This is a genomic window from Streptomyces sp. DH24, from assembly GCF_029813775.1.
In the GTDB taxonomy this organism is placed as follows: domain Bacteria; phylum Actinomycetota; class Actinomycetes; order Streptomycetales; family Streptomycetaceae; genus Streptomyces.
The window spans coordinates 68,710-94,074 of the sequence record NZ_JARVKW010000001.1; the positions used below are offsets into that span (position 1 = coordinate 68,710).

Consider the following 25,365-nt stretch of genomic DNA (forward strand, 5'->3'; position numbering starts at 1 on the left):
CGTAGGACGCGTCGCACCGGCCCCGGCAGGCGCGCGCATGCGCACGCGCGGTCCGTGCCGGACCGCGGCACCTCGCAGAACCCGCAGAACCCGCAGAACCCGCAGAACTCGCAGAACCCTCGCAGGACTTGTAGGAGAGGACCGATTCCCATGGCCGATGCCCCCACCGGCAAGGTGACCTTCGTCGGTGCCGGCCCCGGCGCCGCCGATCTGCTGACGTTCCGCGCGGCGCGCGCCATCGCCGAGGCGGACGTCGTGATCTGGGCCGCCAGCCTGGTCCAGGAGGAGGTACTCACGCACGCGCGCGAGGACGCGGAGATCCTCGACTCGGCGAAGATGTCCCTGGAGGACGTGGTGGCCGTGTACCGGCGCGCGTCCGAGGAGGGCCTGCGCGTCGCCCGTATCCACTCCGGCGACCCGGCGCTGTGGGGCGGTACCCAGGAGCAGGTTGACCGGTGCGCCGAGATCGGCATCGCGACCGAGATCGTGCCCGGCGTCTCCTCGTTCTCCGCCGTCGCCGCGCTCGCGCAGCGGGAGCTGACGATCCCGGAGGTCGCGCAGTCCGTCGTGCTGACCCGGCTCGGCGGCGGCAAGACGCCGATGCCGCCCGGCGAGGAGGTCCGCGAGTTCGCCCGGCACGGCACGACCATGGCGGTGTTCCTGTCGGCGGCCCGCAGCGGCCAGCTGGTGCGGGAGCTGCTGGAGGGCGGCTACCCGACGGACACGCCGGTCGTCGTCGCGTACCAGGCGACCTGGCCGGAGGAACTGGTCGTGAAGTGCACGATCGCCACGCTGGAGGAGACGGTCAAGGAGCACAAGCTCTGGAAGCACACGCTGTTCCTGGTCGGCCCCGCCCTCGACGCGCACGGCACCCGCTCGCACCTGTACCACCCCGGTCACTTCCACGGCTACCGCAAGGCCGACCCGGAGGCCCGCCGGGCCCTGCGCACCCGGGGTGCGAGCACGTGATCCACGAGATCACGGTCGTCGGCACGGGCACGGGCGCGCCACTCGACGAGGACGTCCTCGCCGGGGCGCGGCTCGTCGTGGGCGGGCGGCGGCACCTGGACGCCGCGCGGCTGCCGGACACGGCGGAGCGGGTCGTGCTCGGGCCGCTGGCGCCTGCCCTGGACGCCGTCGCCCGGCACCTGGACAAGGGCGAGGCGGACGGCCGGGTCGTCGTGCTCGCCTCCGGGGACCCCGGCTTCTTCGGGATCGTGCGGGCGCTGGCCGAGCGCTTCGGCCCGGAGCGGCTGGACGTGCGGCCCGGCGTGTCCTCCGTCGCCGCCGCGTTCGCGCGGGCCGGGCTGCCGTGGGACGACGCCGTGGTGGTGAGCGCGCACGGGCGGGACCTGCGGACCGCGGTGCACGTGTGCCTGGCGCGCCCCAAGGTCGCCGTGCTGACCGGCCCCGGGGCCGGGCCGGCCGAACTGGGCGCCGCGCTCGCCCGGACCGGGACGCGGGTGCTGGTCGTCGCGTCGGCGCTCGGCTCGCCGGACGAGCGGGTCGAGCGGGTGACGCCGGCGGAGGCCGCCGCCCGGGACTGGGGCGCGGACGTCAGCGTGGTGCTGTGCCTGGACGCGTCGCGCGCGCTCGGCGGCGTCCGCACGGTCGCCGGTCCCGCGGCCCAGCCGGACGGCTGGGCCCTGGACGAGAGCGCGTTCGCGCACCGCGACTCGATGATCACGAAGTTCGAGGTGCGGGCGCTCGCCCTGGCCCGGCTCGGGCCGCGCCTCGGTGACCTCGTCTGGGACATCGGCGCGGGCTCGGGTTCCGTCGCCGTCGAGTGCGCGCGGCTCGGCGCCGCCGTCACCGCCGTCGAGAAGACCCCGGACGGTGTGGAGCGCGTCCGCGCCAACGCCGCCGCGCACGGTGTCGACCTGCACGTGGTGCACGGGGCGGCGCCCACGGTGCTGTCCGATCTCCCCGATCCCGACGCCGTGTTCGTCGGCGGCGGTGGCCGCGAGCTGCCCGGGATCGTCACGGCCTGCGCGCGGCGGGCCCGGCGGACGGTGGTCGTCGCGATGGCCGCGCTGGACCGGGTGCCGGCGGTGCGGGACGCGCTGACCGGGGCCGGGTTCGACTGCGACGGGGTGCTGCTGCAGTCGTCGCGGCTCGCGCCGCTGCCGGGGGACGTGACCCGGCTGGCGGCCACCAATCCCGTTTTCCTGCTGTGGGGCGTCAGGCCCCAGGCCCGTACCGAAGGAGTTGCTCAGTGATCGGCCTCATTTCCGCCACCGCGGCGGGGGCGGCGGCGCGGGACCGGCTGGCCGCGGCCTGGCCGGAGCGCACGCGCGTGTACGACGGGCCCGCCCGGGACGCCGTACGGGCCGCGTTCGCGGAGTGCGAGCAGCTCGTGTGCTTCCTGGCGACGGGCGCGGTGGTGCGGCTGATCGCGCCGCTGCTGTCCGACAAGGCGTCCGACGCGGGCGTGGTGTGCGTCGACGAGAGCGGGCGGTTCGCCGTGTCGCTGGTCGGCGGGCACGGGGGCGGCGCCAACGACCTGGCCCGCGAGGTGGCCGAGGTGCTGGACGCGCGGCCGGTCGTGACGACGGCGACGGACGCGGTCGGGGTGCCCGGACTGGACACGCTGGGGCTGCCGGTCGAGGGCGACGTCGCCGGGGTGTCGCGGGCGCTGCTGGACGGTGAGCCGGTCGCGCTGCGGGCCGAGGTGTCCTGGCCGCTGCCCGCGCTGCCGGTCGGCGCGGAGGGCGCGTACACGATCCGGCTGACGGACCGTCACCTCGACGCCGTTCCCGAGCGTGAGGTGGTGCTGCGGCCGCCGTCCCTGGTCGTCGGTGTGGGTGCCTCCAGGGGCGCGCCCGTCGAGGAGGTGCTCGGGCTGGTCGAGGCGGCGTTGCGGGACGCCGGGCTGTCCGCGCGGAGCGTCGGCGAGCTGGCCACCGTCGACGCCAAGGCGGAGGAGCCCGGCATCGTGCGGGCCGCCGAGCGGCTCGGGGTGCCTCTCGTGACGTACTCCGCCGGGGAACTGGCCCGGGTCGCCGTGCCCAACCCGTCCGGCGCGCCGCTCGCCGCCGTCGGGACGCCCTCCGTCGCGGAGGCCGCGGCCCTGGCACGCGGAGGCGAACTGCTCGTCCCCAAGCGGAAGTCCGAGCGGACGGACGGGCGGCCCGCGATGGCGACCTGCGCCGTCGTGCGGCGGCCCGCGCGCGGGCGGCTCGCGGTCGTCGGGCTCGGGCCGGGCGCCCGGGACCTGCTGACGCCGCGCGCGAAGGCGGAGCTGCGGCGCGCGTCCGTGCTCGTCGGGCTCGACCAGTACGTCGACCAGATCCGCGACCTGCTGCGGCCCGGCACCCGCGTCCTGGAGTCGGGCCTCGGCGCCGAGGAGGAGCGGGCCCGCACGGCGGTCGAGGAGGCCCGGCGCGGGCAGGCCGTCGCGCTCATCGGCAGCGGGGACGCGGGCGTCTACGCGATGGCCTCCCCCGCGCTCGCCGAGGCGTCCGACGACATCGACGTGGTCGGCGTGCCCGGCGTGACGGCGGCGCTCGCGGCCGGGGCGATCCTGGGCGCGCCGCTCGGCCACGACCACGTGTCGATCAGCCTGTCCGACCTGCACACGCCGTGGGAGGTCATCGAGCGGCGGGTGCGGGCGGCGGCCGAGGCGGATCTCGTCGTGACGTTCTACAACCCGCGCAGCCGGGGCCGTGACTGGCAGCTGCCGAAGGCGCTCGGCATCCTCGCGGAGCACCGGGCGCCCGCGACTCCGGTCGGTGTCGTCCGCAACGCCTCCCGGCCGGACGAGTCCAGCCGCCTGACGACGCTGGCCGCGCTGGACCCGGCGACGGTCGACATGATGACGGTCGTGACGGTCGGCAACACCGCGACCCGTGAGATCGCGGGCCGCATGGTGACGCCGCGCGGCTACCGCTGGCAGGAGAGCCGGCCGAAGCCCCCGGAACACCCCGAGCACCCCGAGCACCCCAAGCACCCCGAGCACGCGGAGACCACGCGGCACCCGGAACACGCCGTGAACAAGGAGGAGTCCCGGTGAACCGTGTGGTCCACCCCATCGAGGAGGAGTCCTTCCGGCGGCTGCGCGCCCGCCTGGACACCTCGCACTTCCCGCCGCTGACCCGGGCGGTCGTGGAACGCGTCATCCACTCCTCCGCCGACCTCGGTTACGCCGACGAACTCGTCATGGACGAGGGGCGGTTGGCGACGGCGCACGCCGCGCTGCACGCCGGTGCGCCGGTCGTCGTGGACGTGGAGATGGTCGCGGCGGGCATCACGCGCCGCGACACCGTCTGCCGTCTGAAGGACGCCGAGTCCGGTCCGGGCCTGACGCGTTCGGCGCACGCGATGCGCCTGGCGTACGAGCAGGTCGGACCCGGCGCGCTGTGGGTGATCGGCTGCGCGCCTACCGCCCTGGAGGAACTGCTGACGCTGGACGCCTCCCCCGCGCTCGTCATCGGTCTGCCCGTCGGTTTCGTCGGGGCGGCCGAGTCCAAGGCCGCGTTGCGCGAGAGCGGGCTGCCCGCCGTGAGCAACGTGTCCGAGAAGGGCGGGTCGGCGGTCGCCGCCGCCGCGCTCAACGCCCTGCTGTACCACCCCACCACCGAGGAGAACCCGTGACCACCCCGCCCGCCCTGCTCATCGCCGGCCACGGCACCCGGGACGAGGCCGGAGCCGAGGCGTTCCGCGACTTCGTCCGGGAGCTGGGCCGCCGCAACCCCGAACTGCCCGTCGCGGGCGGCTTCATCGAGCTGTCCCCGCCGCCGCTGGGCGAGGCGGTGACCGAGCTCGTGGAGCGGGGCGTGCGCCGGTTCGCCGCCGTGCCGCTGATGCTGGTGTCCGCCGGTCACGCCAAGGGCGACATTCCGGCGGCGCTGGCCCGCGAGAAGGAGCGCCACCCCGGCATCTCGTACACGTACGGCCGCCCGCTGGGCCCGCACCCGGCGCTGCTGAGCGTGCTGGAGCGGCGCCTGGACGAGGCGCTGGGCGGCCCGGCCCGCTCGCCGCAGGACCGGTCCGACGTGACGGTGCTGCTGGTGGGGCGCGGCTCGACCGATCCCGACGCCAACGCCGAGGTGCACAAGGCGGCCCGGCTGCTGTGGGAGGGGCGCGGTTGCGCGGGCGTGGAGACGGCGTTCGTGTCGCTGGCGGCGCCGGACGTGCCGAGCGGCCTCGACCGGTGCGTGCGGCTCGGGGCGAAGCGGATCGTCGTGCTGCCGTACTTCCTGTTCACCGGGATCCTGCCGGACCGGGTGCGGCAGCAGACGGAGGGCTGGGCGGAGGCGCACCCGGGCGTCGACGTGCGGTCGGCGGACGTCATCGGTCCGGAGCCGGAGCTGCTGGATCTGGTGATGGAACGGTACGCGGAGGCCCTCAAGGGCGATCTGCGGATGAACTGCGACTCGTGCGTGTACCGCATCGCGCTGCCGGGCTTCGAGGACAAGGTGGGGATGCCCCAGCAGCCGCACTACCACCCGGACGACGACGGCCACCACCACGGGCACCACCATCACGGCGGGCACACGCACTCCCATGCCCACTGAGGTGCCCACGGAGGGTTCCGCCGGGGGCGGGCACGATCTGCGGCACCACGGGGACGCCGAGGTGCGCGACGACGGCGCGAAGCTCGTGGACCTCGCCGTGAACGTCCGCGCGGACACCCCGCCGGACTGGCTCCGGGAGGTCGTCGAGGGGTCGCTCGGCTCGCTGGCGGCGTACCCGGACGGCCGGGCGGCGCGGGCCGCGGTGGCGCGGCGGCACGGGCTGCCGCCGGAGCGGGTGCTGCTGACGGCGGGTGCCGCCGAGGCGTTCGTGCTGCTGGCGCGCGCCCTGAAGGTGCGCCGACCGGTCGTGGTGCACCCGCAGTTCACGGAGCCGGAGGCGGCGCTGCGGGACGCCGGGCACACCGTGCACCGGGTGCTGCTGGAGGCCTCGAACGGTTTCCGGCTGGCTCCGGCGGCCGTGCCGGAGGACGCCGACCTGGTGGTGATCGGCAACCCGACGAACCCGACGTCGGTGCTGCACCCGGCCGCCGGCGTCGCGGGGCTCGCCCGGCCCGGGCGCACGCTCGTCGTCGACGAGGCGTTCATGGACGCGGTGCCGGGCGAGCGCGAGACGCTGGCGGGGCGGACGGACGTGCCGGGCCTCGTGGTGCTGCGCAGCCTCACCAAGACGTGGGGGCTGGCGGGGCTGCGCATCGGCTACGTGCTGGCCGCCCCGGAGACGATCGCGGAGCTGGAGCGGGCCCAGCCGCTGTGGCCGGTGTCCACCCCGGCGCTGGCGGCGGCCGAGGCGTGCGTGAGCCCGCGGGCGCTGGCCGAGGCGGCGCACGCGGCGCACCGCGTCGCCGCCGACCGGGACCATCTGCTCGCGGGTCTCGCGGAGTTCGCCCCGGAGGGGGTACGGGTCGTGACCCCCGCCGAGGGTCCCTTCGTCCTCGTGCGCCTGCCCCGCGCCGCCGCGGTCCGCCACCGCCTGCGCGGTCTCGGCTTCGCGGTGCGGCGCGGGGACACCTTCCCTGGCCTGGACGAGGAGTGGCTCCGCCTCGCGGTCCGGGACAGGACCACGGTGAACGGCTTCCTCACGGCCCTGAAGCGGGCCATGGCGCCGACCGGGGACTGACGAGGACCGAGTGCCGACGCGGGACTGACGGACCGGGCCGGGGTGCCGGCGCGGGACCGACGACAGGTCCAGGGCGCGGGCGCGGGCCGGACGACCGCGCGTCGGCGCCAACCCGGGTCCGACGCCCGGGTCATGGCGCCGACGCTGAACGGACAACCGGGCGACGCCGCCGACCCGGGCCGGACGACCGAACGCCAACGGCAACCGAGCCGGACGGCCGGACGCCGACGGCAACCAGAGCCGGACGGCCGGGCGACGACGCCGACGCAGGGCCGACGTCACGCCCGACCGCGCCGCCGGGGGTCAGTTCCTGCTGCCCCGGCGGGCCATCACCACCGCTCCGCCGCCCGCGACCAGCAGGGCCAGGGCGCCGCCCGCGATGTACGGCGTCATCGAATTGCCGCCCGTCTCGGCGAGGTTGACGTCCTCGGCCGCGGCGCCCTGGGGCTCCACACCGTCCGGGGACTGCTGGGCGGCGGGGGCCACCGGGGACTCGCAGGTGGCCTTGGCGAGGGTCACCGTGCCCTGGACCTCGGCGACGTTCAGCTTCAACGGGTTGACGGCGACGGTGAGTTCGAGGGCGGTGGCCGCGGCCGTGCGGGACGTGGTCTCCCGCTCGGACAGGTCGAGCCGCACCTCGCCGACGCCGGGCACGTTCACGTCGGTCGTGCCGCCGCTGGTCAGGGTCACGCGCTTGCCGAGCACGGTGACCGTGCCCAGCACGTTGGACGCGGCGACCGGCGTCTTCCCGGCCTCGCAGGTGGCCTTCGCCGTGACCTGCTCGACCTCGATGAGGGACAGCAGCGGCAGGCCGGGCACGTGCATTCTGGCGCGGACGAGCTCGGTGGAGCCCTCCGCCTTCTCGGCCGTGGCCGTCGCCGCCGCGCGGGCGACGTCGGCGCGCAGCACGGTGAAGGGCTGCCCGCCGTCGACGCCTTCGAGGGTGGCGGTGAGGGCGGTCTTCTCGGCGGTCTGCGGCGCCTGGACCTCGTTGAGGGTGACCGCGAGCGGGACGTTCACGGTCTTGTTGAGCAGGGACACGTCGAGCCCGGTGCGCAGCACGACGGCGCTCGCGCGGCCGTGTTCGCCGGTCGCGTGAGCGGAGCCCGCGCCGGCCAGGGCCGCGGGACCGGCGGCCAGGGCCGTGGCCGTCGCGACGGTGGCGAGACGGCGTGCGGGCATGCGGAACTTGTTGCGGTTCAAGGTGGTGGGACTCCCAGGTGAGGCTTGCTCGGGACCCGGTAAGAATTACGTACTGAGAGTGAACGGGCAGCAATCCAGCGTTACTTCACTCCATCGGGTGGTTTCCGCGAGACTTTTCGATCCTTCCGGCACGGGTGTTCCCGCGCGGCCCCTCGGGTGCCTCCTCACGAGTGGGCGGCCGGAGGTGACCGAGGGAGTGCGCGACGCGCGCAGCCACCCGGGCCGTCGGACCCGCCGACCCGTGGGTCTCGGCCCGCTAGCCGACGACGCGCCCGTTCAGCACCACCCGGCGCGGCGCCGCCAGCACCCGTACGTCGGTCCGCGGGTCGGCGTCGTACACCACGAGGTCCGCCGCGGCCCCCTCGTCCAGGCCGGGCCGGCCGAGCCAGTCGCGGGCGGCCCAGGTGCCCGCGGCGAGGGCGTCGACGGGCGGGATGCCGGCGGTGACCAGTTCGGCGACCTCGGCCGCGGCCAGCCCGTGGGGCAGGGTGCCGCCGGCGTCGGTGCCGACGAAGACGGGGATGCCGGCGTCGTAGGCGGAGCGGACGGTGTCGTAGCGGCGTTCGTGGAGCCGGCGCATATGGGCCGACCAGCGCGGGAACTTGGCCTCGCCGCCGTCGGCGAGCTTCGGGAACGTCGCGATGTTGACGAGGGTCGGCACGATGGCGACGCCCCGCTCGGCGAACAGCGGGATCAGGTCCTCGGTGAGTCCCGTGGCGTGCTCGACGCAGTCGATGCCGGCCTCCACGAGGTCCCGCAGGGAGACCTCGGCGAAGCAGTGCGCGGTGACACGGGCGCCGAGCCGGTGCGCCTCGGCGATGGCCGCCTCGACGGCGCCGCGCGGCCAGCACGCCGACAGATCGCCGAGGTCGCGGTCGATCCAGTCGCCGACCAGTTTCACCCAGCCGTCGCCGCGCCGGGCCTCCTGGGCGACGTACGCGACGAGGTCCTCGGGCTCGACCTCCCAGGCGTAGTTGCGGATGTAGCGGCGGGTGCGGGCGATGTGCCGGCCGGCGCGGATGATCTTCGGCAGGTCGTCGCGGTCGTCGATCCAGCGGGTGTCGGACGGTGAACCGGCGTCGCGGATCAGCAGCGTGCCGGCGTCGCGGTCGGTGAGGGCCTGCTTCTCGGCGACGTCCTGGGGCACGGCCCCGTGCTGGTCGAGACCGACGTGGCAGTGGGCGTCGACCAGGCCGGGCAGCGCCCAGCCCTCGACGGTCGTGACGTCCCGGGCTCCGGCGGGGCGGTCGTAGGAGACCCGCCCGTCGATCACCCACAGCTCGTCCCGGACGTCCTCCGCCCCGACGAGCACCCGCCCCTTGACGTGCAGCACCGTGCGATCGCTCATGCCCTGCACCTTAGTGAGCGCGTCCACGTGCCCGCCCACCCGGTCGGCCGCTACTCCTTGCCCACCTGGTCCGAGGTCTCCTCCTCCACCTCCGCCATCGCCGGGTCGAGGAGGCGGGAGAGGAAGTGGCGGGTGCGTTCGTGGCTCGGGGAGCCGATGACCCGTTCCGGGGTGCCGTCCTCCACGATCACGCCGCCGTCCATGAAGACGACCCGGTCGGCGACCTCGCGGGCGAAGGTCATCTCGTGGGTGACGACCATCATCGTCATGCCCTCGTCGGCGAGCATGCGCATCACGGCGAGGACGTCCCCGACCAGTTCGGGGTCGAGCGCCGAGGTCGGCTCGTCGAACAGCATCACCTCGGGGCCCATGGCGAGCGCGCGGGCGATGGCCACCCGCTGCTGCTGACCGCCGGAGAGCGACGACGGGTACGCGTCGGCCTTCTCGGCGAGGCCGACGCGCCGCAGGTTCTCGGCGGCCACCTCCGCCGCCCGCGCCTTGTCCCGGCGCAGCACCCGGCGCTGCGGCAGCGTGAGGTTCTCGGTGACCGTGAGGTGCGGGAACAGGTTGAACTGCTGGAAGACCATGCCGATGCGGCGGCGCACGGCGTCGATGTCGACGTCGGGGTCGGTGAGTTCGGTGCCGCCGACGAAGACCTGGCCCTTGCTGGGCTCCTCCAGGAGGTTCACGCACCGCAGCAGCGTGGACTTGCCGGAGCCGGACGGGCCGATGACGCAGACCACCTCGCCCTGGCCGATCTCCAGGTCGATGCCCCGCAGGACGTGGTTGTCGCCGAACGACTTGTGCAGGTCGCGTACTCGGATTTCCGGACGGCTCATTTCACGGCCTCCTGGGCCTTCGCCTCCATGCGGCGCACGACGAAGCCGAGCGGGATGGTGACCAGCAGGTAGCACAGGCCGGCGACCAGGATCGGCGTGGAGTTGGCGGTCTGGCTGGCCAGGTCGCGGCCGTACTTGGACAGTTCGCGTTCCTCCAGGGTGACGCCGAGGAACAGCACCAGCGAGGAGTCCTTGAACAGGAGCACCAGCTCGTTCGTCAGCGGCGGCAGGATGATGCGGAACGCCTGCGGGATGATGATGGAGACCATCGCGCGCGCGGGTGAGAAGCCCAGTGAACGGGCCGCCTCCATCTGCCCCTTGGGCACCGCCTGGATGCCGGCGCGGATGGTCTCCGCCATGTACGCGGCGGCCACCAGGCCGAGGGCGAGGGCGACCTTGCCGTACGTGCCGCCGACGATCTCGGTGCCGGGGAAGGCCAGTGGCACGGCCACGCCGATGAAGATGAAGATCAGCAGGGCGGGCAGGCCCCGGAAGATCTCGATGTAGATCCCGGCGAGCCAGCGGTAGGGGCCCACGGACGACAGCCGCATGAGCGCGATGACCATGCCGAGCGCCAGACCGACGGCGAAGCCGGTCACGGTGAAGAGCACGGTGTTCTTGAGCGCCAGCGTGATGACGTCCGGGAACATCTCCCGCGCGATGTCCTGCTGCGCGAACTGGTTCTTCAGCCGTCCCCAGTCGGCCGAGACCGCGAAGGCGATCACGGCCGCGACGAAGACGGCGTACTGGACACCCCGCGACAGGCCGCGCTTCTGGCGTCGCGTGAGGCCCTTCTTTTTCGGCTGGAGTGCGGTGTCCGCCTCGGTCATGAGGCGGCGGGCGACGCGGCCGACTCGTCGTACGGGCCGATCCACCGCTCGTACAGCTTCTTGTACGTGCCGTCGGCCTTGGCGTCCGCGAGCGCCTTGTTGACGGCCTCGCGCAGCTTGGTGTTGCCCTTCTTCACCGTGAAGCCGTACTGCTCACCGGTGTTGATGTTGTCGGCGACCTCGAAGGCCTCGGCGTTGGCCTTGTCCTTCAGCCAGCCCTGGACGACCGGGTAGTCGATGACGACGGCCTTGACCTGGCCGGTGCGCAGGCCGTTGAGGACGGCGTCGGAGGACTCGAAGGAGACCGGGTCGAAGCCCTGCTTCTTGGCGTGGTCCTCGCCGGTGGTCTGCGCCTGGGCGCCCAGCTTGACCTTCTTGGCCTTCACGTCGGCGAGCGAGGTGACGCCGCTCTTCTTGTCGACCAGGACGGCCTGGGTGGCGTTGAAGTACGGGTCCGAGAAGTCGACGTTCTTCTTGCGTTCCTCGGTGATGGTCATGCCGGCCGCGGCCAGGTCGCACTCGCCGGAGTTGAGGAACGCGCCGGTCTTGAAGTTCTCGAACGGCGTGTCGACGATGTCCTGCTTGACGCCCAGGTCCTCGGCGACGAGGTCGATCAGGGCGACGTCGAAGCCCTGCACCTTGCCGTCGATCTCCGACTGGAAGGGCGGGTAGGGCAGGTGGGTGCAGGTGGTGAGCTGTCCCGCCTTGACGAGTTCGACGCCGCCTGCGGCGGTCCTGGAGCCGCTGCCGCCGTCGTCGGTGGAGGTGCACGCCGCCACGAGCAGCAGCCCGGCCGTCGCGGTGGTGGCGGCCAGGATGCGGGTCCGGCGCCCGTGGAGCGTATTCACTGGTGTCCTCCTGTGCGGGAACGGTGGCTTCCGATTATAAGGAGACCTTTGGGCCTCTCAAACCAAACCCATGGCGAACGGGTGGCACGGCCTAAGAAGTGGGCGGTCGCGGCGGGGTGCGCGGGGCGCCGGTTACGCTCATCCGCGTCCACTTCCGTGACCGATGCGTCCACCTCCGTGACCGAAGAGAGCACCGCCGTGACGACCCACCCCTTCCTCGATCTCGCCCCGCTGAGCGCCGCGCACTTCGCCTCCGTCGAGGACCGCGTGGCCCGGCTGCTGGACACCCGCCAGGACGTCGTGATCATGCAGGGCGAGGCGCTGCTGCCGCTGGAGGGCGCGATCCGGGGCACGGCGGGGCCCGGCACGACCGCGCTGAACGTCATCACCGGTCCGTACGGCCAGACGTTCGGGGACTGGCTGCGGGACTGCGGCGCGCGGGTGATCGACCTGTCCGTGCCGTTCCACGCGGCGGTCACGGCCGAGCAGATCCGGGCCGCCTTCGCCGAGCACCCGGAGATCGACTTCGTGTCCCTGGTGCACGCCGAGGCCGCGACCGGCAACACGAACCCGGTCGCGGAGATCGGCGAGGTGGTGCGGGCGCACGGGGCGCTGTTCTACCTGGACGCCGTCGCGTCCGTGGGCGCGGAGCCGGTGCTGCCGGACGCGTGGGGCGTGGATCTGTGCGTGATCGGGGCGCAGAAGGCGATGGGCGGCCCGGCCGGGGTCTCGGCGGTGTCGGTGAGCGAGCGGGCCTGGACGCGGATGGCGGCGAACCCGCACGCGCCGCGCCGCTCCTACCTGTCGCTGCTGGACTGGAAGGAGCGCTGGCTCGACGCCGGCCGCAAGGCGCTGCCGCACGCGCCGGCGCAGCTGGAGATGCTGGCGCTGGAGGCGTGCGTCGAGCGGATCGAGGCGGCGGGCCCGGAGAAGGTGATGGCCCGGCACCGGTCGGCCGCGGCGGCGACCCGTGCGGGCGCGCTCGCGCTGGGCGGCGGCCTGGAGCCGTACGTGCACGAGGCGCGGGACGCGGCCCCGGTCGCGACGACGCTGCGGACGCCGCCGGGTGTCGTGGCCGCCGAGCTGGTGGCGCGGGCGCTGGAGACCGACCCGGCGCTGCCGCTGGCCGCGGGCGGGGGTGCGCTGGCGAAGGAGATGATCCGGGTCAACCACTACGGTCCGCACGCCACGCGCGGGGCGGTGCAGGGCAGCCTTGCGGCACTGGGCGCGGCGCTCGCCGAGCAGGGCCTGGCCGTCGACCCGGATGCCGCGCGGCGCGACGCCGAGGCCGCTTGGCAGTGACCAACACCTGAATTCCATCCGATTATCTGGATACTCCAAGCGCATTTCTTGAATTCTCCGGTGAGCAGCTTCCCGTATTCTTCTGCCCGCTTTCTCCGACCCTAAACACTAAGATTCCGATAACACCAATCGACGTAATTCGGGCAGACGTCGGGGCGGTTACACCGCTGTGACGCGTTCCACACCGCTGTCCTTTTGCCCCGTATTTTCCGGACAAACCGCAAGTTATCCCCAGGCTCTCACGCGTCCGTACGCGCCCGCGTGATAACACAAGCCACGCCGATACGTAACCCCGTCCGGCGATGCAATTCGAATTTTCCCTGGGTAAATTCAATTTGCATGACTGCCGCACAAGCAGACCTGCACACCTCTCGCCCGGAAATCCCGGACGGGCTGCGAATCGACCGCCCGTTGGTTTCGGACGGTGCGGAGCTCTGGCGTATCGCCAAGGACTCCGGGAAGCTCGACCTGAACTCCTCCTACAGCTACCTGCTGTGGTGCCGTGACTTCGCCGGGACCTCAGTGGTGGCGCGGGCGGCCGACGGACGCCCCGTCGGATTCGTGACCGGGTACCTGCGGCCGGAGAGTCCGCGGACACTGCTCGTGTGGCAGGTGGCCGTCGACTCCGCCTACCGCGGGCACGGGCTGGCCGCGCGGCTGCTCGACGCGCTGACGCGGCGCGTCGCCGCCGAGCACGGGCTGACCGCCGTCGAGACCACGATCACCCCGGGCAACACCGCGTCCGAGCGGCTGTTCCAGTCGTTCGCCGACCGGCACGGCGCTCGTGTCGAGCGCGAGGTGCTCTTCGAGACGGACCACTTCCCCGACGGTCCGCACGACCCCGAAGTCCTCTACCGCATCGGTCCACTCTCTCCGGTCCACTCCGCCTGACCCCCCACGCATCCACGCATCGAGGAGCGATTCGCCGTGACCATCACCCAGCCCGACCTCAGTGTCTTCGAGACCCTGGAGTCCGAGGTGCGCAGCTACTGCCGCGGCTGGCCCACCGTCTTCGACCGCGCGCTCGGCAGCCGCATGTACGACGAGGACGGCCACGAGTACCTGGACTTCTTCGCGGGCGCCGGCTCACTGAACTACGGCCACAACAACCCCGTGCTGAAACGCGCGCTGATCGACTACCTGGAGCGCGACGGCGTCACCCACGGGCTCGACATGTCGACGACCGCCAAGCGCCGCTTCCTTGAGACCTTCCAGAACCTGGTGCTCCGGCCGCGTGACCTGCCGTACAAGGTCATGTTCCCGGGCCCGACGGGCACCAACGCCGTGGAGTCCGCGCTGAAGCTGGCCCGGAAGGTGAAGGGCCGCGAGGCGATCGTGTCGTTCACCAACGCCTTCCACGGCATGTCGCTGGGCTCGCTCGCCGTGACCGGCAACGCCTTCAAGCGGGCCGGCGCGGGCATCCCGCTGGTGCACGGCACGCCGATGCCGTTCGACAACTACTTCGACGGCCAGGTCCCGGACTTCCTGTGGTTCGAGCGCCTCCTGGAGGACCAGGGCTCCGGCCTGAACAAGCCGGCCGCCGTGATCGTCGAGACCGTGCAGGGCGAGGGCGGCATCAACGTGGCCCGCGCCGAGTGGCTGCGCGCCCTGGCCGAGCTGTGCGAGCGGCAGGACATGCTGCTGATCGTCGACGACATCCAGATGGGCTGCGGCCGGACCGGCGCCTTCTTCTCCTTCGAGGAGGCGGGCATCACGCCGGACATCGTCACCGTGTCCAAGTCGATCAGCGGCTACGGCCTGCCCATGTCGCTGTGCCTGTTCAAGCCCGAGCTGGACGTCTGGGAGCCGGGCGAGCACAACGGCACCTTCCGCGGCAACAACCCCGCCTTCGTCACGGCGACCGCCGCGCTGGAGGCGTACTGGGCCGACGGGTCGGCGATGGAGAAGCAGACCCGCGCCCGTGGTGAGCAGGTCGAGCAGCACATGATCGCCATCACCGAGGAGAACCTCGCCGACGTGAAGGAGTACCGGGGCCGCGGCCTGGTGTGGGGCATGGAGTTCCACGACAAGGACCGCGCGAACAAGATCGCCAAGCGCGCCTTCGAGCTCGGGCTCCTCATCGAGACGTCCGGGCCGGAGAGCGAGGTCGTCAAACTGCTCCCCGCCCTCACCGTCAGCCCGGACGAGCTGGACGAGGGCCTCAAGACCCTCGCCCGTGCGGTGCGCGAGACCGCCTGAGCCCTGGGCGCGGGCCGGCCGCACGCACCGTACGCATCTGAAACACCCCATCTAGGAGGCATCGCAACACCGTGATTGTCCGCTCTTTCAAGGACGTCGAAGGCACCGACCGGCACGTGAAGTCAGCGTCCGGGACGTGGGAGAGCAAGCGCATCGTCCTCGCCAAGGAGAAAGTGGGCTTCTCCCTGCACGAGACGATCCTGTACGCGGGTACGGAGACGTCGATGTGGTACGCGAACCACATCGAGGCCGTCGTCTGCGTCGAGGGCGAGGCCGAGCTGACCGACCACGAGACCGGGAAGACCCACACGATCACGCCCGGCACCATGTACCTGCTGGACGGGCACGAGCGGCACACGCTGAAGGTGAAGGAGGACTTCCGATGCATCTGCGTGTTCAACCCGCCCGTGACCGGCCGTGAGGACCACGACGAGAACGGGGTGTACCCGCTGCTCACCGAGGAGGTGTGATTCATCGTGACCACGACCGTCACCGATCTCTATCCCAGCCGAGGCGCCACCGAGGTGGCCGTCCCGCGCCAGGACCCGGTGGTCTGGGGCGCGCCCGACACGCCGGGGCCGTTCGCGGCCGCCGACCTCCAGGGGTTCGAGCGCGACGGCTTCGTCGCCGTCGACCAGCTCATCACAGACGACGAGGTGGCCGTATACCGGCAGGAGCTGGAGCGGCTCGTCACCGACCCGGAGATCCGCGCCGACGAACGCTCCATCGTGGAGCCGAAGTCGAAGGAGATCCGGTCCGTCTTCGAGGTCCACCGGATCAGCGAGGTGTTCGCGCAACTGGTCCGCGACGAGCGGGTCGTCGGACGGGCGCGGCAGATCCTCGGCTCGGACGTGTACGTCCACCAGTCGCGGATCAACGTCAAGCCGGGCTTCGGTGCCAGCGGGTTCTACTGGCACTCGGACTTCGAGACGTGGCACGCCGAGGACGGCCTGCCGCGGATGCGCACGGTGTCCGTCTCGATCGCGCTGACCGAGAACTACGACACCAACGGCGGGCTCATGATCATGCCGGGGTCGCACAGGACGTTCCTCGGCTGCGCGGGGGCCACGCCGAAGGACAACTACAAGAAGTCGCTGCAGATGCAGGACGCGGGCACGCCGTCCGACGAGGCGCTCACGAAGATGGCGTCGGAGTACGGCATCAAGCTGTTCACCGGCAGGGCCGGCTCGGCGACCTGGTTCGACTGCAACTGCATGCACGGCTCCGGGGACAACATCACGCCGTTCCCGCGCAGCAACGTGTTCATCGTGTTCAACAGCGTGGAGAACGAGGCCGTGGAGCCGTTCGCGGCACCGGTGCGCCGCCCCGAGTTCATCGGGGCTCGGGACTTCACGCCGGTGCGGTGAGTCCCTGCCGGGGGTCCGGGGGTCGCCCCCCGGGTCAACACAGCATCGGGGCTCGGGACTTCACGCCGGTGCGGTGAGTCCCTGCCGGGGGTCCGGGGGTCGCCCCCCGGGTCAACACAGCATCGGGGCTCGGGACTTCACGCCGGTGCGGTGAGTCCATGACGGTCACCCCGGTGCGGTGGTTCCGCGTTCCGCGTTCCGCGTGTTCGTCGGGCGGGCCGTGTCACCCTCGGGTGGCGCGGCCCGCCCGTGTGTCCGGGCCGGGTTCGCTCAGCCGGACAGCACGTCCAGCAGGCGGTCCACGTCGGCCGGGGTGTTGTAGAGGTGGAACGCGGCGCGCAGGTTGCCCGCGCGGTCGGAGACCTCGACGCCGGCGCGGCTCAACTCGTCCTGGCGGTGGCCGAGTCCGGGCACCGAGACGATGGGCGAGCCCGGCGCGGGCACCGGTTCGTGGCCCAGCCGTCCGAGCCCCGCGCGGAAGCGGTCGGCGAGCGCGAGGTCGTGGGCCCTGATCGTGTCCGCGCCCAGTTCCTCGACGATGTCCAGGGAGTGGCGGGCGCCGGCGTAGGAGAAGAGGGCGGGGCTCTCGTCGAACCGCCGTGCGGAGTGGGCGAGTTCCTCGATGGGGCCGTAGCAGGAGTCCCAGGGGCGTTCCCCGGCCACCCATCCGGCGAACAGCGGGGGCAGCGTGCCGGGGTCCTCCGGCGTGACGAGGAAGGTGACGCCGCGCGGGCAGAGCAGCCACTTGAAGGCGACGGCGGTGGTGTAGTCGTGGGCGTCGGCGTCGAGGTCCAGCCAGCCGGCGGCCTGCGAGGCGTCCACGTAGGTGCGCGCCCCGTGCTCGCGTGCCGCCGCGCGGATCGCGGGCAGGTCGGCGATCCGGCCGTCCGCGGACTGGGCGGCGCTGACGGCGACCAGGGCGGTGCCGGGCCGCACCGACTCGGCGAGGCTCTCCAGCGGCACGATCCGCACCTTGAGGTCGCCGCGCGCGTGGAAGGGATTCACCGTGGAGCTGAAGTCGCCGTCCGCGGTGAGGACTTCGGCGCCCTCGGGCAGGGACGCGGCGATCAGTCCGCTGTAGACGGCGACGGAGGCACCGGCCGCGACCCGGCTCGCGGGCACCCCGGTCAGCCGGGCGAAGGAGGCGCGGGCCGCCTCGACGTCGGCGAACATGTCGGTCGGCCGCCCGGCCGCCGCGGCCTGGGCGGCCGTGTGCAGGGCGGTCACGGTGCGGGCGGGCAGCAGTCCAGTGCTGGCGGTGTTCAGGTAGGTGTTCTTCGGCGCGAACTCGGCACGGACCAGGCTCTCGAAGGTCTCCATGCCCCCCACTGTGAGGCCGGGCCGGTCCTCAGTCCATCGCGTATTTCTTGACGGATGCGCGAAGCAGCGCTTATGGATGGCGCCCGACCTGCGCGGTCGCGGGATCAGGCACCCGGCACGGCGCACCCGTCGGGACCGCACGCGTCCGCGCCGCCGTCGGCCACCGGGGTCAGCGGCGACCGTTCGCTCCAGGCCCGGACCAGCGCCTGCGTGAAGACCTCGGCGGGCTGGGCGCCGGAGACGCCGTAGGTGCGGTCGAGGACGAAGAACGGCACACCGGTCGCGCCGAGCTCCGCGGCCTCGCGCTCGTCGGCGCGCACGGCGTCGGCGTAGGCGGCCGGGTCGCCGAGCACCTCGCGGGCGGCGTCGGCGTCGAGGCCCGCGGCGGCGGCCAGTTCCACGAGCCGCTCGTCGTCGGCGAAGACGGACCGCTCCTCGGCGAAGTTCGCCCGGTACAGCGCGTCGAGCAGGGCCTCCTGGCGGCCCCGCTCCTTGGCGAAGTGCAGCAGGCGGTGCATGTCGAAGGTGTTGCCGTGGTCGCGGTCGCGGGTGCGGTACTCAAGTCCCTCGGCGGCGGCCTGCCGCCCGAGGTTGTCCTCGCCGGCCCGCGCCTGCGCCTCGGTCATGCCGTACTTGCGGCTGAGCATGGTCAGCACGGGCTGCACGTCGTCCTTGGCGCGTCCCGGGTCGAGCTCGAAGGAGCGGTGCACGACCTCGACGTCGTCCCGGTACTCGAAGGCGGCGAGGGCCTTGTCGAAGCGGGCCTTGCCCACGTAGCACCAGGGGCAGGCGATGTCGCTCCAGATCTCGACGCGCATGATGTCCGCTCTCACTTCCGGGCGTACGGGGACGGAGGCTCCCCCGCCCGGTAGGTGAACGTTCAAACGTCCGGGCTCATTCCCCGCCGACCGCGAAGCGCAGGGCGAGGTGGTGGTCGTCCGGCGCGGGCGGGGTGTGCGGGTCGGGGACCCAGCCGCGGCGGGCGTAGAAGGCGCGGGCGCGCAGGTTGCCGACGTGGACGTCGAGCACGGCGGCCGTGCGCCGGTCGGCCCGCCACTCCTCCACGCAGGCGGCGTGCAGGGCGCTGCCGATGCCGGTGCCCCAGTGGGCGGGTTCGACGTGGAACTGGAACAGCTTGATCGTTTCCGCGGGTGCGCCGCGCGGGGTGCGGTACGAGGCGACGGCCACGATCCGGCCCTCGCTCACGGCGCACAGCACCTGGCCGTCCGGCCGTTCGACGGCGCCGCGCCAGGCGGCCGTCCAGTCGGTCCCGTCGTCCGGCGGCCCGCCCGGGTAGTACGTCGCCCGGGCCCGCGCGTGCAGGGCGGCGACGGTCCCGGCCTCGGCGGGCAGCACGGTACGGATGATCCGCCGCCCGGTCCCACGGTCACTGATCATGAGAAGGAGGACGGGACCTCCGCCGGTCCGGTTCCGCTCGCGCGGCCGGCCGGCGTCGGAGGTCTCGTCCGTCCGCCGTCGCGCTCAGCGCTCCAGGCGGCCGTTGAACCTGCGCGGCAGGCCCAGGGGGTTGTCGTCGCGCAGCTCCGGCGGCAGCAGCGCCTCGGGGGTTTTCTGGTACGCCACCGGCCGCAGCCAGCGCTCGATCGCCGTGCCGCCGACCGACGTGGACGTCGACGTCGTCGCCGGGTACGGGCCGCCGTGGTGCTGGGCGGGGGCGACCGCGACGCCCGTGGGCCAGCCGTTGACCAGGACGCGGCCCGCGAGCGGGGTCAGCTCCGCGAGGATCTCCGTGCCGCGGCCCTGTCCGGCCGTCTCCTCCTCGGAGAGGTGGACGGTCGCCGTGAGGTTGCCGGGCAGGCGGGACAGCACGGCCCGCACCTCGGACTCGTCGTCGTAGCGGGCGACGACGGTGACCGGGCCGAAGCACTCCTCCAGCAGCAGGTCGTGCTCGCCCTCGGTGGCCAGCCGGCTCGCCGGGACGGTCAGGAAGCCCGCGCTGACGGTGTGCTCGCCGCCCGCGCCCGGCGTCACCGGGGAGTCCACGTCCGGCAGCTGGGCGCGCTCGGCGACGCCGGCCACGAAGTTGTCGCGCATGCGGTGGTCGAGGAGGACACCCGCGTCGGTGTCGCTGACGGCCTCCGTCAGGGACTTCACGAGGCGGTCGCCCGACGCGCCGGACGGGGCGAGCACCAGGCCCGGCTTCACGCAGAACTGGCCGACGCCCAGCGTCATCGAGCCGGCCAGCCCCGCGCCGATCGCCTCGGCGCGCTCACCCGCGGCGGCCTCGGTGATCACGACGGGGTTCAGGGAGCCGAGCTCGCCGTGGAAGGGGATCGGGACGGGGCGGGCGGCCGCCGCGTCGAACAGGGCGCGACCGCCGCGCACCGAACCGGTGAAGCCGGCCGCGGCGACCAGCGGGTGCTTGATCAGCTCGATGCCGGCCTCGAAGCCGTGCACCAGAGCGAGCACGCCCTCGGGGACGTCGTGCCGGGCGGCGGCGCGGCGCAGCACCTTGGCGACCAGCTCGGACAGGGCCGGGTGGTCGGGGTGTGCCTTGACGACGACCGGGCAGCCCGCGGCGAGGGCGCTCGCGGTGTCGCCGCCGGCGACGGAGAAGGCGAAGGGGAAGTTCGACGCCGAGTAGACGGCGACCACGCCGAGCGGCACCTTGTAGCGGCGCAGGTCCGGGACCGGCGGGGTGGCGGTGTCGTCGGGGTGGTTGATGACGACGTCGAGGAAGGCGCCCTCGTCCACGATGTCGGCGAAGGCCCGCAGCTGGTAGCAGGTGCGGGCGAGTTCGCCGGTGAGCCGGACCGGGCCGAGCGCGGTCTCGGCGTCGGCGGTCTCCACGAGACCGTCCTTGGCCGCCTCCAGCTCGTCGGCGGCGGAGCGCAGGAACGCCGCGCGCACCGCGCGGTCGGCGAGGGCGCCCCGCGCGGCGTGCGCGGCGCGAACGGCGGCGTCCACCTCCTGGGCTGTGGCCTCCACCGCAACCTGTTCACGCTGCTTCCCGGTTCGGGGGTCGACACTCCAGACTGGTGCTGCTGCCACCGCGGATCCCTCCACATTGATTGCCGCATGCAATGCCGCAGTTATGTACGATCCACCAGGCGCGTTCGATATACTGAACGCTGTCTCTGATGATGAATGCTGTTCGGAGACTATAACTCCAGGTGCTCGTCGAACGAAGGGGTCAACGGCGATGTCGGCAGGCGAGGCGGGCGGCGGGGCGCAGGTCAAGTCCGCGGTGCGGACGGTGGAACTGCTCGAGTACTTCGCGGGCCGACCCGGAATGCACTCCCTGGCGGCGGTCCAGGAGGCCGTCGGCTATCCCAAGTCCAGCCTCTACATGCTGCTGCGCACCCTCGTGGAACTGGGCTGGGTGGAGACCGACGCGACGGGCACGCGGTACGGCATCGGCGTACGGGCCCTGCTGGTCGGCACCTCGTACATCGACGGCGACGAGGTGGTCGCGGCGGCCCGGCCGACGCTGGACCGGCTCTCGGACGACACCACGGAGACCATCCACCTGGCCCGCCTCGACGGCACGAACGTCGTCTACCTGGCCACCCGGCAGTCGCAGCACTACCTGCGTCCCTTCACGCGCGTGGGCCGCCGGCTGCCCGCCCACTCCACCTCGCTGGGCAAGGCGATCCTGGCCACGTACGCGGACGAACAGGTCCGCAAGATGCTCCCGGAGACGCTGCCCGCGCTCACCGAGAACACCATCACCGACCGCGAGAGGCTCATCGAGGAGCTGCACCAGGTGCGGGAGCAGGGCTTCGCCGTGGACCGCGAGGAGAACACCCTCGGGCTGCGCTGCTTCGGCGTCGCGATCCCCTACCGCACGCCGGCCCGCGACGCGATCAGCTGCTCGGTGCCGGTGGCGCGGCTGACGCCCGCGCACGAGCAGATGGTCAAGGACGCGCTGTTCGACGCGCGCGACCGCCTCACCCTCGCCACCCGGAGGCTCTGACCCGTGGACATCGCCCTCCGTGCCGTGCACGACAGCGATCTGCCCGTGTTCTACCGGCAGCTGAACGACCCCGAGTCGCTGCGCATGGCGGCGTTCACCCCCGAGGACCCCGCCGACCGGGACGCCTTCGAGGCCCACTGGAAGCGGCTGCGCGCCTCGGCCGACGTCCTGCCCCGGACCGTGCTGCTGGACGGGGACGTGGTGGGCCACGCCGCGGTGTACGGGCCGCCCGGCGAGCGCGAGGTCACCTACTGGGTGGACCGCGCCTACTGGGGGCGCGGCATCGCGACGGGGGCGCTGCTGGCGCTGCTGGCCGAGGTGCCGGAGCGCCCGCTGTACGCGCGTGCGGCGGCGGACAACGCGGGGTCGCTGCGCGTGCTGGAGAAGTGCGGTTTCCGCCGGTCCGCGCGGGCGACCGGGTACGCGCCCGCGCGGGGCGCCGAGATCGACGAGGTCGTCCTGCGGCTGGAGGACTGACCGGCCCGCCGCGAGTTCCCGGGGACGACGCGAGTCACCGGGGACGACGAGGGCACCTCCCCCGTGCGGCGGAGGCGGATCGTCGGTGTGCAGGACGTGTCCGGGGCGGGCCGCGCGGGAGTCTGGACGCATGACGCAGTCACTCGCCCCCGCACCGGCCCACCCCGCCGGCGCCCCCGTCCTCCCCCGGTCCGGCAGGCTGCTGCGCGCGGTCGCCATCGTCTCCTGCCTGCCGTACCTCTCCCTGAAGATCGCCTGGGTCGCCGGCAGTGGGATCGGTGTCCCGGCGGGCAGTCCGCTGCTGGAGAACCGTACGAGCCTGGTCGTCGCCAACCTCCTCACCGTGCTGATGGACAGCGCGGTGATCGTGCTGGCGCTGCTGCTGACCCGGCCGTGGGGGCGCCGGGTGCCCGCCTGGCTGCTGACCCTGCCGATGTGGGCCGCGACCGGGCTGCTCGCGCCGATCATGACCGGGTATCCGCTCCAGCTGCTGGTGACCGCGTTCGGCGGCGGGAGGGCGGGCACGGACGGCGGCTCGGGCGAACCCTTCCTCGACTCCTGGGTGTTCGCCGTCGTCTACGGCGGGTTCATCGTGCAGGGCCTGGCCCTGGGCACGCTGTTCGTGCGCTACGCCCGCGACCGCTGGGGCCACCTGTGGCAGGGCCGGGTGTGGGACCTGCCCGCCGGGACCATGGGCCCGGCGCAGCGGGCCGCCGCCGTCGCCGCCGCCGTGCTCGCCCTGTTCCCGCTCGCGCTGCGGCTGCTGTGGGCGTGCGGCGGCACGACCGGGCTGAGCGAGGGCGTGATCGCGGACCGCGGCAGCGACTTCCACGTACTGGAGGCCCTGTATGTGGTGTTCATCCTGGTCGCGGTCGCCGCGGGCGGCATGCTCGCCTTCCGGCGCGGCCGGGCGCTGCCGGTGCGCGTGCCGCTGGCGCTCGCCTGGGTCTGCTCCGGTGCCGTGGCCTGCTGGGGCGGCTGGATGGCGGCCGCCTCCCTGGTTCCCTCGGACGACCCCGCCGACCGGCCCACGCAGCTGATGTACCTGGCCTACGCTGGCCAGATGACCGTCGGTCTCCTCGTCGCCTCCGTCGGCGCCCACTACCTCGCGAAGCGGTCCGCCACGGCCGCGCGGCGCCCGACGGCGTGAGGGCCTTCGCCCGGCCGCTGTTCGGCCGGCGGGCGCGCCGCCGCTGGATCCACCTGATCCTCGGCGGCGCGCTCGCCATGCCGTACGTCCTCGTCGGCGAGCTCGTCCTCGGCCAGTCCACGGACGCGGTCCTCGGGCCGATGCCGTTGTACGCCTTCGCGGTGGGCCTGCCGCTGGCCGCCGTCACGTCGCTGTTCCCGCTGACCCGGCCGCTGGAGGCCGGAGCCGTGCGCTGGCTGTGCGACGTCGACGCCGACCGGCTGGCCTACGGGCCCGCCCGCGGCCGGCGCGAGAAGGGCCGTGCCGCCCTGTGGTTCACGCTGCACCTGGGGCTCGGCGGGATCGTCGCGGGCATGACCCTGGCCGTGCCGCCGCTCGGGGCACTGCTGATCGTGCTGCCGTTCTTCGTCGTCCTGGGCGACAGCAGGCTCGGGCTGCCCGAGGTGTTCGGCGAGCCCTGGCTGCTGGCGCTCTCCCCGTTCCTGGGGGTCGCCGTGCTGCTGACGCTGGCGTCCTGCGCGGCCGGGAGCGGTGCCCTGCTGGCCCGGTGGGCGCCCGCGCTGCTCGGACCCGGCCCCGAGGACCGGCTGGCGGCGGCCGAGGCGCGCGCCGCGGACCTGGCCGTGCGCAACCGGCTCGCCCGGGAGCTGCACGACTCCGTCGGCCATGCGCTGAGCGCGGTCATGCTCCAGGCGAGCGCGGCCCGCCGGGTCCTGGACGCCGACCCGGGGTTCGCCCGGGAGGCCCTCGCCGCGATCGAGGACACCACCCGGCGCACCGTCGGCGAACTCGACGCCGTGCTGGGCGTGCTGCGGGACGGCGACGCGCCGGGCACCGCGCCCGCGCCCACCCTGGAGTCCGACCTGGACGGGCTGCTGCGCCGCACCCGGGCGGGCGGGCCGCGCGTGACCGCGACGGTCGCCACCGGCCCCGGGACGCTGCCGCCGCTGGTGTCGCGGGAGGCGTACCGCATCGTGCAGGAGGGCCTGAGCAACGCCCTGCGGCACGCCGGCGACCAGGTCGCCGTGGACCTGCGGGTGGAGATCGCCGACGACCATCTGGAGATCACCGTCACCAACCCCCTGGGCGATGCCGGCGCGAGCGCCCCCGCCCGCCCCGGCGGCGGCCACGGCCTGCGCGGCATCGCCGACCGGGCCCGGCTGCTGGGCGGCACCGCCCGGGCCGGCGCGGCCGGGGGGCGGTGGCGGCTGCACGTACGCCTGCCGATGAAGGGACCCGCATGAGCCGCCCGCCCCTGAGGATCGTCCTCGCCGACGACGAGCGCATGGTGCGCACCGCGCTGCGCGCGATCCTCTCCGCCGAACCGGACCTGGAGGTCGTCGGCGAGGCCGCCTCCGGAGCGGAGGCGGTGTCCGTCGTGCGCGAGACCCGGCCCGACGTGGTCCTCATGGACGTCCGGATGCCCGGGACCGACGGCATCCGCGCCACGGAGCAGATCCTCGCCACGCTGGACGACCCGCCCCGGATCGTCGTCGTGACCACCTTCGAGAACGACTCGTACGTGTACGACGCGCTGCGCGCCGGGGCCGCCGGGTTCCTGCTCAAGCGGGCCGGCGCCGACGAACTCGTGGGGGCCGTGCGGCTGGTGGCGCGCAGCGACAGCCTGCTGTTCCCGGCGGCCGTGCGGGCGCTGGCCACCGAGCACGCGCGCGCGAATCCCGCGCCGCCGCCGTGGGTGGCGCGGCTCACGGGCCGTGAGAGCGAGGTGCTGCGGCTGATGGCGGGCGGGCTGACCAACGCGGAGATCGCGCGGCGCATGGACGTCGGGCCGGCCACCGTGAAGACGCACGTGGCCTCGGTCCTGTCGAAGACCGGCACCCGGGACCGCACACAGGCGGTGATCGCCGCGTACGAGGCGGGCTTCATGAACGCCCGATGAGAAAACGGGGCGGAAGGGAACGATCCGCCCGTCGCCGTTCGTCTTGCCGGT

Annotated in this window: 25 protein-coding genes; 16 read left to right on the top strand and 9 right to left on the bottom strand. The window is 73.4% G+C overall.

Annotation, left to right across the window (positions count from 1 at the left end):
* The first annotated feature begins 150 nt into the window (after positions 1-150).
* From cobM to cobC, 6 genes are read left to right on the top strand one after another with little or no spacing between them, the layout of a single operon-like run.
* Positions 151-969: a precorrin-4 C(11)-methyltransferase gene (cobM, locus tag QC282_RS00335; protein WP_279547071.1), complete on the top strand. Its 819-nt coding sequence runs from the start codon at positions 151-153 to the stop codon at positions 967-969.
* A complete protein-coding gene (gene cbiE / locus QC282_RS00340; RefSeq protein WP_279547072.1) occupies positions 966-2,219 on the top strand; it encodes a precorrin-6y C5,15-methyltransferase (decarboxylating) subunit CbiE in 1,254 nt (417 codons plus the stop codon). Before cobM ends, cbiE begins: the two co-directional genes overlap by 4 nt.
* Positions 2,216-4,012 carry a precorrin-3B C(17)-methyltransferase gene (cobJ, locus tag QC282_RS00345; protein ID WP_279547073.1) on the top strand — a complete coding sequence of 599 codons (1,797 nt, stop codon included), beginning with the start codon at positions 2,216-2,218 and terminating at the stop codon, positions 4,010-4,012. Before cbiE ends, cobJ begins: the two co-directional genes overlap by 4 nt.
* On the top strand, positions 4,009-4,593 hold the full coding sequence (locus QC282_RS00350; RefSeq protein WP_279547074.1) for a precorrin-8X methylmutase: 585 nt from the start codon (positions 4,009-4,011) through the stop codon (positions 4,591-4,593). Before cobJ ends, QC282_RS00350 begins: the two co-directional genes overlap by 4 nt.
* Positions 4,590-5,516, top strand: a complete 927-nt coding sequence (locus tag QC282_RS00355; RefSeq protein WP_279547075.1) for a sirohydrochlorin chelatase — start codon at positions 4,590-4,592, stop codon at positions 5,514-5,516. The genes QC282_RS00350 and QC282_RS00355 overlap by 4 nt, the downstream gene beginning before the upstream one ends.
* Positions 5,506-6,594 (top strand): Rv2231c family pyridoxal phosphate-dependent protein CobC, encoded by a 1,089-nt coding sequence (gene cobC, locus QC282_RS00360; protein WP_279547076.1) that lies wholly within the window; start codon positions 5,506-5,508, stop codon positions 6,592-6,594. Before QC282_RS00355 ends, cobC begins: the two co-directional genes overlap by 11 nt.
* A 303-nt stretch (positions 6,595-6,897) precedes the next feature.
* On the opposite strand, the gene QC282_RS00365 is transcribed toward cobC, so the two are convergent.
* The 5 genes from QC282_RS00365 to QC282_RS00385 form a co-directional block, all read right to left on the bottom strand.
* Positions 6,898-7,797 carry an SCO1860 family LAETG-anchored protein gene (locus tag QC282_RS00365; RefSeq protein ID WP_279547077.1) on the bottom strand — a complete coding sequence of 300 codons (900 nt, stop codon included), beginning with the start codon at positions 7,795-7,797 and terminating at the stop codon, positions 6,898-6,900.
* Positions 7,798-8,053: 256 nt separating this feature from the next.
* Positions 8,054-9,145 (bottom strand): amidohydrolase family protein, encoded by a 1,092-nt coding sequence (locus tag QC282_RS00370; protein ID WP_279547078.1) that lies wholly within the window; start codon positions 9,143-9,145, stop codon positions 8,054-8,056.
* 50 nt (positions 9,146-9,195) lie between these two features.
* A complete protein-coding gene (locus QC282_RS00375; RefSeq protein WP_279547079.1) occupies positions 9,196-9,984 on the bottom strand; it encodes an amino acid ABC transporter ATP-binding protein in 789 nt (262 codons plus the stop codon).
* Positions 9,981-10,814 (bottom strand): amino acid ABC transporter permease, encoded by an 834-nt coding sequence (locus tag QC282_RS00380; protein ID WP_279547328.1) that lies wholly within the window; start codon positions 10,812-10,814, stop codon positions 9,981-9,983. The genes QC282_RS00375 and QC282_RS00380 overlap by 4 nt, the downstream gene beginning before the upstream one ends.
* A complete protein-coding gene (locus tag QC282_RS00385) occupies positions 10,811-11,662 on the bottom strand; it encodes a transporter substrate-binding domain-containing protein (protein ID WP_279547080.1) in 852 nt (283 codons plus the stop codon). The genes QC282_RS00380 and QC282_RS00385 overlap by 4 nt, the downstream gene beginning before the upstream one ends.
* 177 nt (positions 11,663-11,839) lie before the next feature.
* Between QC282_RS00385 and QC282_RS00390 the strand changes: the two genes are divergently transcribed.
* The 5 genes from QC282_RS00390 (at position 11,840) to thpD (ending at position 16,530) form a co-directional block, all read left to right on the top strand.
* The gene (locus QC282_RS00390) at positions 11,840-12,964 is read left to right on the top strand and encodes an alanine--glyoxylate aminotransferase family protein (protein WP_279547081.1); all 1,125 of its coding nucleotides are present in this window, start codon (positions 11,840-11,842) and stop codon (positions 12,962-12,964) included.
* Between the two features lie 339 nt (positions 12,965-13,303).
* Complete coding sequence (gene ectA / locus QC282_RS00395; protein WP_279547082.1) at positions 13,304-13,855, top strand: diaminobutyrate acetyltransferase; 552 nt, start codon at positions 13,304-13,306, stop codon at positions 13,853-13,855.
* 36 nt (positions 13,856-13,891) lie between these two features.
* Positions 13,892-15,163 (top strand): diaminobutyrate--2-oxoglutarate transaminase, encoded by a 1,272-nt coding sequence (gene ectB, locus QC282_RS00400; RefSeq protein ID WP_279547083.1) that lies wholly within the window; start codon positions 13,892-13,894, stop codon positions 15,161-15,163.
* A gap of 71 nt (positions 15,164-15,234) precedes the next feature.
* The gene (locus tag QC282_RS00405) at positions 15,235-15,633 is read left to right on the top strand and encodes an ectoine synthase (protein WP_279547084.1); all 399 of its coding nucleotides are present in this window, start codon (positions 15,235-15,237) and stop codon (positions 15,631-15,633) included.
* Between the two features lie 3 nt (positions 15,634-15,636).
* Entirely contained in the window at positions 15,637-16,530 is an 894-nt protein-coding gene (thpD, locus tag QC282_RS00410; RefSeq protein ID WP_279547329.1) for an ectoine hydroxylase, read from the top strand.
* Positions 16,531-16,800: 270 nt separating this feature from the next.
* Here thpD and QC282_RS00415 read toward each other — a convergent pair whose 3' ends face one another.
* From QC282_RS00415 to QC282_RS00430, 4 genes are all read right to left on the bottom strand, one after another.
* Positions 16,801-17,850 (bottom strand): aminotransferase class V-fold PLP-dependent enzyme, encoded by a 1,050-nt coding sequence (locus tag QC282_RS00415; protein ID WP_279547085.1) that lies wholly within the window; start codon positions 17,848-17,850, stop codon positions 16,801-16,803.
* 104 nt (positions 17,851-17,954) lie between these two features.
* A complete protein-coding gene (locus QC282_RS00420) occupies positions 17,955-18,668 on the bottom strand; it encodes a DsbA family oxidoreductase (protein WP_279547086.1) in 714 nt (237 codons plus the stop codon).
* A 76-nt stretch (positions 18,669-18,744) separates the two neighbouring features.
* Entirely contained in the window at positions 18,745-19,248 is a 504-nt protein-coding gene (locus tag QC282_RS00425) for a GNAT family N-acetyltransferase (RefSeq protein ID WP_279547087.1), read from the bottom strand.
* Between the two features lie 84 nt (positions 19,249-19,332).
* Positions 19,333-20,862 carry an aldehyde dehydrogenase (NADP(+)) gene (locus tag QC282_RS00430; RefSeq protein WP_279547088.1) on the bottom strand — a complete coding sequence of 510 codons (1,530 nt, stop codon included), beginning with the start codon at positions 20,860-20,862 and terminating at the stop codon, positions 19,333-19,335.
* Positions 20,863-21,013: 151 nt separating this feature from the next.
* On the opposite strand from QC282_RS00430, the gene QC282_RS00435 reads away from it, so the two are divergent.
* The 5 genes from QC282_RS00435 to QC282_RS00455 all read left to right on the top strand — a co-directional run bounded on the left by QC282_RS00435 (position 21,014) and on the right by QC282_RS00455 (position 25,314).
* Positions 21,014-21,787, top strand: a complete 774-nt coding sequence (locus QC282_RS00435) for an IclR family transcriptional regulator (protein WP_279547089.1) — start codon at positions 21,014-21,016, stop codon at positions 21,785-21,787.
* A 3-nt stretch (positions 21,788-21,790) separates the two neighbouring features.
* Positions 21,791-22,264, top strand: a complete 474-nt coding sequence (locus QC282_RS00440; protein WP_279547090.1) for a GNAT family N-acetyltransferase — start codon at positions 21,791-21,793, stop codon at positions 22,262-22,264.
* Between the two features lie 130 nt (positions 22,265-22,394).
* Positions 22,395-23,414: a hypothetical protein gene (locus QC282_RS00445; protein WP_279547091.1), complete on the top strand. Its 1,020-nt coding sequence runs from the start codon at positions 22,395-22,397 to the stop codon at positions 23,412-23,414.
* On the top strand, positions 23,411-24,658 hold the full coding sequence (locus tag QC282_RS00450) for a histidine kinase (RefSeq protein ID WP_279547092.1): 1,248 nt from the start codon (positions 23,411-23,413) through the stop codon (positions 24,656-24,658). Before QC282_RS00445 ends, QC282_RS00450 begins: the two co-directional genes overlap by 4 nt.
* The gene (locus QC282_RS00455; protein WP_279547093.1) at positions 24,655-25,314 is read left to right on the top strand and encodes a response regulator transcription factor; all 660 of its coding nucleotides are present in this window, start codon (positions 24,655-24,657) and stop codon (positions 25,312-25,314) included. Before QC282_RS00450 ends, QC282_RS00455 begins: the two co-directional genes overlap by 4 nt.
* Positions 25,315-25,365 lie beyond the last annotated feature (51 nt).

Coding starts and splice junctions, on each gene's coding strand:
- cobM (WP_279547071.1), top strand. CDS start 151: ATGGCCGATGCCCCCACCGGCAAGGTGACCTTCGTCGGTGCCGGCCCC.
- cobC (WP_279547076.1), top strand. CDS start 5,506: ATGCCCACTGAGGTGCCCACGGAGGGTTCCGCCGGGGGCGGGCACGAT.
- QC282_RS00370 (WP_279547078.1), bottom strand. CDS start 9,145: ATGAGCGATCGCACGGTGCTGCACGTCAAGGGGCGGGTGCTCGTCGGG.
- QC282_RS00375 (WP_279547079.1), bottom strand. CDS start 9,984: ATGAGCCGTCCGGAAATCCGAGTACGCGACCTGCACAAGTCGTTCGGC.
- QC282_RS00380 (WP_279547328.1), bottom strand. CDS start 10,814: ATGACCGAGGCGGACACCGCACTCCAGCCGAAAAAGAAGGGCCTCACG.
- ectA (WP_279547082.1), top strand. CDS start 13,304: ATGACTGCCGCACAAGCAGACCTGCACACCTCTCGCCCGGAAATCCCG.
- QC282_RS00415 (WP_279547085.1), bottom strand. CDS start 17,850: ATGGAGACCTTCGAGAGCCTGGTCCGTGCCGAGTTCGCGCCGAAGAAC.
- QC282_RS00420 (WP_279547086.1), bottom strand. CDS start 18,668: ATGCGCGTCGAGATCTGGAGCGACATCGCCTGCCCCTGGTGCTACGTG.
- QC282_RS00425 (WP_279547087.1), bottom strand. CDS start 19,248: ATGATCAGTGACCGTGGGACCGGGCGGCGGATCATCCGTACCGTGCTG.
- QC282_RS00435 (WP_279547089.1), top strand. CDS start 21,014: ATGTCGGCAGGCGAGGCGGGCGGCGGGGCGCAGGTCAAGTCCGCGGTG.
- QC282_RS00445 (WP_279547091.1), top strand. CDS start 22,395: ATGACGCAGTCACTCGCCCCCGCACCGGCCCACCCCGCCGGCGCCCCC.
- QC282_RS00455 (WP_279547093.1), top strand. CDS start 24,655: ATGAGCCGCCCGCCCCTGAGGATCGTCCTCGCCGACGACGAGCGCATG.